The sequence below is a fragment of the Pseudomonas fluvialis genome (assembly GCF_002234375.1).
Lineage (GTDB): Bacteria > Pseudomonadota > Gammaproteobacteria > Pseudomonadales > Pseudomonadaceae > Aquipseudomonas > Aquipseudomonas fluvialis.
In genome coordinates this window covers 1-887 of sequence record NZ_NMQV01000031.1, presented here as the reverse complement: position 1 = coordinate 887, position 887 = coordinate 1, and the positions used below count along the sequence as shown (strand labels likewise).

At 61.9% G+C, this 887-nt stretch carries 1 protein-coding gene and 1 pseudogene; both read left to right on the top strand.

Features of this window, described 5'->3' with window-relative positions; translation table 11 throughout:
• Positions 1-127, top strand: a pseudogene (locus tag CFY91_RS16480) (hypothetical protein); the annotation flags it as partial.
• 21 nt (positions 128-148) lie between these two features.
• Positions 149-887, top strand: a 739-nt coding sequence (locus tag CFY91_RS14485) for a LapD/MoxY N-terminal periplasmic domain-containing protein (protein WP_133063699.1), incomplete at its 3' end; no start/stop codon positions are given.

Here is an 887-nt window from a genome sequence, read left to right as displayed (position 1 = left end):
ATACGCCTTCAATGCCGAAGGTCTGTGGGTGCCCGGGCCGCAGGGTGGCAAGCAGGTGGGCGACAGCAAGCGCCTGTCGCGCTGGCAAGATCTATTGAAGAAGATGCAGGCCGAAGGGTTTCCCTGAGTACGGCCGAAGGAGTAGGCAATGTCATTGTTCAAGCAGCTGTTCGTCGCGATCTGCCTGCTGTTGCTGGTCAACTTTACCGGCAGTTTCCTGCTGGGGGTTGAAGGTTCCCGCGAGCAGCAGGTCAACCAGCTGCGTGCACATGCGCAGGATGCAGCGACTGCGCTGGGCCTGTCGCTCAGTGCGCATGTCGACGATCCGGCGATGATAGAACTGATGGTCAGTTCGATCTTCGACAGTGGCTATTTCGAGCGCATCCGTGTGTATGCCGGCGACGGCGAGGAGGTTCTGGTCGAGCGCACGGGTATGCCGGTGGTTTCCGAGGTGCCGGCCTGGTTTGTCAGGCTGATAGCTCTGGAGCCGGCGCAGGGCGATGCCATTGTCAGTGATGGCTGGCGCCAGGCGGCGCGTGTCGAGGTGATCAGCCACCCGCTGTTTGCCATCGGCAAGCTCTGGCAGGCAGCGCTGGGCAACCTGCTGTGGTTGGCGCTGAGTGGCGCACTGTGCCTGGCACTCGGTGTGCTGCTGCTCAAGCGGCAACTGCGCCCGCTGGACTATATGGTCGAGCAATCCAATGCAATTGCCCGGCGCGAGTTTCTCAGCGTGGCCGAATTGCCGCGCACGCCTGAGTTTGCCCGGGTGGTCAGGGCCATGAATCAGATGGTGGAAAAGCTCAAGGCCCTGTTTGCCGAAGAGGCGGCACGCACCGAGAAGCTGCGTGCCGAAGCCTATCAGGACAACCTGACCGGCCTGGCCAAAG